Source organism: Rhodococcus sp. (in: high G+C Gram-positive bacteria) (assembly GCF_049591685.1).
Classification (GTDB): Bacteria; Actinomycetota; Actinomycetes; order Mycobacteriales; family Mycobacteriaceae; genus Rhodococcoides.
On record NZ_JBAWFH010000537.1, the window covers coordinates 1 to 5,002 of the forward strand.

Genomic DNA, 5,002 nt, shown 5'->3' on the forward strand with positions numbered 1-5,002 from the left:
GATTCACATCACCATCGGGACGATGATCGACGCCGCCATTGACGCGAAGAAGGTGACCACCGATGTGGAGGAGTCGTTCCGTAGCGGTATTCGCAGCGCGTGGGAGAAGGCCAAAGCGCACCCCGAGCGTCAATTGGTGGGCTACGAGTTGACCACCTACGTGCTCCGGCAGCCAGAGCTGGCGATGCTGGCCGAGTGGCAGTACACGCACTACTACTCCCAGACCGAGCGGTCGCTGCAGACCATGGAAGAGGTTGCGGGTGTCGAATGGCATCTGCCGCGTCCGGTGATTGCCCGAATGTTGACCAATGCCATCGATGGAGTCGTGCTCGGATGGCTGGCGGATCGTAACTCCGAGGCAGCGGAGGCCTCGATCGATGCGTTCGCCGGCTACTTCACTACTTTGGCCACGCAAGCCGCCGCCCCGACCGCTAGCTGAAGCACGGGCCGACGTCAGCTCATCATGACGGGCAATCGCTTGTCGATGATGTCGCGTGCTTGCGCGACGATCCGAGTGACGAGTTCGGCGACAGTGGGGATGTCGTGGATCAAGCCGACCACCATGCCGCAGGACCATCCACCGGCGTCGACGTCACCGTCGTGCATGACGCGCGGGTACACCCCGGCGACCTCGAATCGGATGTCATCGAAGGTAATTGCGTCGCCGAGCGTGCGTTCCTTCTCGAGCAGCCGCTGAACTGCGGCGTTGTTGAGCACACGCTCGGTGTTACGCAGGGGGCGCATGATCAACCGCGTGTCCAGTTCGGTGGCGGCGACCAGGGCATGTTTGACGTTGTCGTGGACCGGTGCTTCTTTCGTTGCAATGAACCGGGTTCCGACGTTGATTCCCTCGGCGCCCAGGGCGAGCGATGCGGCGAGTGAACGCCCGTCGGCTTGTCCGCCCGACGCGATGAAGGGTATGTCCAGTTCGTCGGCAGCTCGCGGTAGCAGGATCATGTTGGGGATGTCGTCCTCGCCTGGGTGCCCGCCGCATTCGAAGCCGTCGACGCTGACCGCGTCACAACCGATGGTCTGAGCTTTGAGTGCATGTCGGACGGTGGTGCATTTGTGGATGACCTTGACTCCGCCGTCCTTGAGCTGCGGCATCCATTTGGAAGGTTCGTTGCCGGCGGTTTCGACGATGCGTACTCCCCCGCCGATGATCGCCTCGATGTAAGCCCCGTAATCGGGCGGATTCACGGTCGGGAGAAATGTCAAGTTCACCCCGAACGGTTTGTCGGTCATGGCCCGGCACCTGTCGATCTCGGCCGAAAGATCATCGGGTGTTCTCTGGGTGAGTGCCGTGATGAACCCGAGTCCGCCCGCATTGGAGACTGCGGCAGCGAGTTCGGCGAAGCCGACGTGATGCATCCCGCCCTGGATGATGGGATAGTCGATGTCGAACAGTTCGGTGATTCGTGTCCTCATTCGAGTGCCTTTCGAGGCTGAATTGCGTTGAGCGTAAATGATGTCGAGCGAAGCGCGGCATGCCGTCAGGGTCGTGCTGCCAATGGGGCGAATTGTGGTGCGCGGTGTTCGAGAAAGCTGCTGACGCCTTCGGCGAAGTCTGCTCCCGCGAACGATGCGGCCATCTCGCTCTCGGACCTGCGGACTGCGGTGCTGAAATCGGTATCGAGACCGTCGTGCACCTGAGACTTGATCGTACGCATCGATGCCGGGGAGCATGATGTCGCGAGAGTGGTCGCATAGCGCACCGCGGTGTCCACGAGCGCTTCGGGGGTCACCACGAAGTCGGCCATTCCGATCGAGTGAGCTTCCTGGCCGGTCATCACGCGGGAGGAGAGCAGTAGATCCAATGAGCGACTGGTGCCGATGATTCGCGGAAGGAGCCAGGCGATTCCGTACTCGGCGATGAGCCCGCGCTTGGCGAACGCGGTCGTGACCTTCGCCTGCGGTGCGATGAAACGAACATCGCAGTACAACGCCTGGACGAGTCCTATGCCCGCAGCGGCGCCGTTGATCGCAGCGATCAACGGTGTGCCGAGGGACAGCGGGTAGTGGCGTGGTAGTCGCCCTGGTGCGCGCACCGTCCCGTGTTCGCTGGCGCCCTTGAGAGTGTGGATGTCCGCGCCGGCGCAGAATCCCCTCCCTGCTCCTGTCACCACGATTGCCCGCACCTCGTCGCTGCGCTCGCAGTCCTCGAGCGCAGCGAAGTATTCGTCCTCGAGGTCCGCGGTCCATGCGTTGAGGTGATCGGGTCGGTTCAGCGTCAACAGCTCGACCGCGCCGAGGCGCTCACGCTGAACGAGATGTCCTGCTGGTTTATCGTCAGTCATCGCTCATTCCTTCTGAATTCGGTGTCGGTCTGGGTAGTCCATGGTGGGTGCTCCGCGGGAACCCTCGGCTGGGGCGGTCTGCTCACTGAACACCGCATGGTGCCGATGGGATCGGTCAGTTCAGGCCGGAGGCGGCGGCGCCGTGAACAGGGAGAACCGCTCCCGAGACGTAGCCGGCAGCGCCGGCTAGCCAGGTGATGGCTTCTGCAACGTCATCGGCTGTGCCCAGGCGGCCGAGTGGAATGTCTGCGACGACCGCCTGCGTGGCCTCTTCGACGCTGGTGCCGGCCGAGTCGGCGATCAGTCCGAGCTCGGCTGCGCCCAGATCGGTGTGGATCATCCCGGGGGCCAGTGCGTTGACTCGGATCCCGTGTTGACCCAGCTCGGCTGCCAACAGCCTGGTCAACCCGACGACGGCGTGCTTTGTGACGACGTAGGCGCCGTACCCCGCCTCAGCGGCGATCCCGGCAGTGGAGGCGACGTTGACGATGCTCCCCCCGTTCTTGGACAGATGGGGAAGAGCGGCGCGGCTCAGACGGACGGGGCCCATGACGTTGACCTGCCAGGACAAGTCCCAGCGGTCGTCGTCGATGTCGCTGAACGCTCCGACGCCTGCGCCCGTTCCTGCGTTGTTGACCAGGACGTCCAGCCCTCCGAATGCGTCGATCGTCGCCTCGATGGCCGCGACGATCTGGTCGGTGTCGGTGACATCGAGCGGATGAACCAGTACCGACCCGCCTGCCCGTCTGATCGTGTCGGCTGTTTCGGAGAGATTGCGGCGGATTTCGGCGCCGCGGTCCCCGACGGGAATCATGTCTGTCAGTGTCACGCTGTAGCCGGCGCGAGCGAGATGCCGGGCAGCAGCGGCTCCGATGCCGCGAGGGCGGCCTCCTCCTGTCACAAGCGCAACCCGCGAAGCAGCCTCTGCTGCATGGTATGCCGTCATGGCGGTCTCCTCCATCGGCCGTCGCTCGATCGAGCGCAAGCGCAGTGCAGTTCGTCTTTCGACTTGGTCAGTTGACTAACAAATGAGACGGTACCCGATCCTGCAGCGGTTGCCCAGCAATTCAGCCGCGTGACCGATCGTGAGCATGCTCATGGAGTAACGAGCGTTCCTGTTACCGGTTCGGTGGCACTAGTTGTGAGCCGGGGCGATCTCGGAGTCCTGCGTGCCGGTGTTCTCTTCGCCGAAGGTTCCGATGCGCGCGTAGGTTGTCGGTCGATTCGATCGAAGCCAGAGTCCCCAGAAGTATCCAAAGACCGCTGCGGTGAGAAGGCCCCACGGCAGAATGTTGATCCAGTTCGATTCTGTGCCAACCAGTGTCTTGAAATTATTGACGATGAGTACCGAGATGATGGCGAACGCGACGCACCCGATAGCCGATCCGATGATGGCCCCGGTGTTGCTCCTCGAATGCTTCCAGAAATAGGCGACGATCGCCGCGGCGGCGAGGCCTTGGAGGAGAATGATTCCCAGGGTGCCGACTCCGGTCATGATCGTGAGCATTTGCAGGTACGGGTCCGCGCCCGAGATTGCGAATCCAAGCGTGACCGCCGTTGTAATGACGGTGACCACCATGCTCGCGCGAGCCGGGGTGTCGTACTTGGGGTGAGTGACGCCGAACCACGTCGGAAGCAAGGCCCCTTCGCGTCCGATGGAGAAAATGTAGCGGCTTGTTGCGTTGTGCAGGGCGATCATCGCGGCGAGCAGGCTGGTGAGAACCGTGATGTACATGACCGTGGTCAGTGCGCTGAACGCGTACTGACCACTGAGCCAGAACGCCAGCCCGCTGAGCTTTTCACTTGCGGTGTCGGTGACATTCTCGGTGCCGATGCCTCCCACCATGATCCATGTGGTGATGGCATAGAACGCTGCTATCGACACGACAGCAGTATAGGTAGCGCGGGGGATAGTTCTCTTCGGGTTCTGGGATTCTTCGGCGTAGATGGCCGCGGATTCGAACCCGAGGAACGTGGTGAACGCGAACATGACACCGAGCCCGAAAGAGCCGGTCGTGAAGAGATCGCCGGGATTCATCGCGGCGAGCGGGAACGCGGCGAGACCCTTGTCGCTGACTATGGCCACGTCGAGGACGACGATGGCCAAGATTTCAATTCCCAGCAGGACGGCCAGCACGTTACCGGCAACGCTGATCTCGCGCGCTCCCATCACTCCGACAACTGCCAGAGCAATTCCGGCGAATATCCACCAGGGAACGTCGTTGCCCGTCAACCGATTCGCCACGGTACTTCCGAAATTCCCCACGCCGGCAAGAAGCAAGAGGGTCAGCGCCAGATAGGCGCAGATCGCAATGACCGCGGCCGCCATGGCCGCCGGGCGCCCGAGGCCCTTTGCGATGTAGGTGTAAAAGCCGCCGGATGCCGACATCTTCTTGCTCATCGCTGCGTAACCCACGGCAAAGCACAGCAGCAATGCGGCGGTGACGATGAAGATGAGCGGGGTGACCGATCCGCTACCGATTGCCATCGAGATCGGAATGATGCCGATGACTGCCCCCATCGGTGCGGCTGCGGCTACCACCATGGTCACGATCTTGAAGGTGGACAAATTGCCCACCAAACGGTTGTCGCCTGTCATGTGAACTCCCTGATTGAAGAACCGAGTGTGATCTGGGTCATGTGCTGGTAAATGTAAAACGAATAGCCGACTAAGTCAACCGACCTACACGTCTGAGGGTGATAGA

The 5,002-nt window shown here is 62.0% G+C and carries 5 protein-coding genes; 1 reads left to right on the forward strand and 4 read right to left on the reverse strand.

The window, feature by feature from the left end:
• The coding region (locus WBQ44_RS21995) for a TetR/AcrR family transcriptional regulator (RefSeq protein WP_495568786.1) at positions 1–439 on the forward strand (439 nt) is incomplete at its 5' end.
• A 14-nt stretch (positions 440–453) separates the two neighbouring features.
• Here the strand turns inward: WBQ44_RS21995 and WBQ44_RS22000 are convergent.
• The 4 genes from WBQ44_RS22000 to WBQ44_RS22015 all read right to left on the reverse strand — a co-directional run bounded on the left by WBQ44_RS22000 (position 454) and on the right by WBQ44_RS22015 (position 4,896).
• A complete protein-coding gene (locus WBQ44_RS22000) occupies positions 454–1,428 on the reverse strand; it encodes an NAD(P)H-dependent flavin oxidoreductase (RefSeq protein WP_495568787.1) in 975 nt (324 codons plus the stop codon).
• A 65-nt stretch (positions 1,429–1,493) separates the two neighbouring features.
• On the reverse strand, positions 1,494–2,297 hold the full coding sequence (locus tag WBQ44_RS22005; RefSeq protein ID WP_495568788.1) for an enoyl-CoA hydratase-related protein: 804 nt from the start codon (positions 2,295–2,297) through the stop codon (positions 1,494–1,496).
• 115 nt (positions 2,298–2,412) lie between these two features.
• Positions 2,413–3,243, reverse strand: coding sequence for an SDR family NAD(P)-dependent oxidoreductase (locus WBQ44_RS22010; protein WP_495568789.1), 831 nt, complete (start codon positions 3,241–3,243; stop codon positions 2,413–2,415).
• A 189-nt stretch (positions 3,244–3,432) separates the two neighbouring features.
• Positions 3,433–4,896 carry an APC family permease gene (locus tag WBQ44_RS22015; protein WP_495568790.1) on the reverse strand — a complete coding sequence of 488 codons (1,464 nt, stop codon included), beginning with the start codon at positions 4,894–4,896 and terminating at the stop codon, positions 3,433–3,435.
• Positions 4,897–5,002 lie beyond the last annotated feature (106 nt).

Coding starts and splice junctions, on each gene's coding strand:
- WBQ44_RS22000 (WP_495568787.1), bottom strand. CDS start 1,428: ATGAGGACACGAATCACCGAACTGTTCGACATCGACTATCCCATCATC.
- WBQ44_RS22005 (WP_495568788.1), bottom strand. CDS start 2,297: ATGACTGACGATAAACCAGCAGGACATCTCGTTCAGCGTGAGCGCCTC.
- WBQ44_RS22010 (WP_495568789.1), bottom strand. CDS start 3,243: ATGACGGCATACCATGCAGCAGAGGCTGCTTCGCGGGTTGCGCTTGTG.
- WBQ44_RS22015 (WP_495568790.1), bottom strand. CDS start 4,896: ATGACAGGCGACAACCGTTTGGTGGGCAATTTGTCCACCTTCAAGATC.